A 602-nucleotide genomic window follows, 5' to 3' on the forward strand; every position below is an offset into this window, starting at 1 on the left:
GCCAATTCAGCAGGCATAGGGCGGCAGTCCCATACCGCCAACAGGCGGTAGAGCCATTTCAGATCCATGGTGTTCTCCAGGTTTTTTTAATGCGGGAATAGAGAGGGGAAGAAAAGATCCGACCGGTATCAGGCGACCAGCAGGGAAGTTTGCTCCAGAGCACGTTGCTTGATCTGGGCACCCTTGCCGAACCAGGCCGAGTCCAGCCGGTTGTCGGTGCTGCGGGCTCGTCGCTCATGGTCCACGAACTCGGTGACCGCATTGAGCAGGCCGTAGGCTGTGTTCTTGGCGGACGTCAGATCCGACCCGCGACCGGCACCCTCATACAGAGCCATGGCTTTCTTCATGGCCTGTTCGTTGGCCTTCACCGGCATGCCCGGTGGCTGATAGCCGGTGTCGGTGAAGATGGTCTGCATGACCTTCTTGGCGGTCTTGCGGGTAATGCGGCGCTCGCTGAGGGCCTTCAGGCGATACATGAAGTCATCCCAGGCAGAGACAGAGATGCCTAGCTGCTTCTTCACCGACTGCGGATCAAAGGTGGTGTTGTGGCGTACCTTCACCGCATGGGTATTGCCATTCAGTGCCACCGCAAGGGTGTTATT

At 58.3% G+C, this 602-nt stretch carries 1 protein-coding gene; it reads right to left on the reverse strand.

Going from position 1 to position 602, the window contains the following annotated elements; all coding sequences use genetic code 11:
• Nucleotides 1-128: 128 nt before the first annotated feature.
• On the reverse strand, nucleotides 129-602 hold a 474-nt coding region (locus A3754_RS07910; protein ID WP_156496910.1), incomplete at its 5' end, for a DUF932 domain-containing protein.

Source organism: Alcanivorax sp. HI0083 (genome assembly GCF_001635175.1).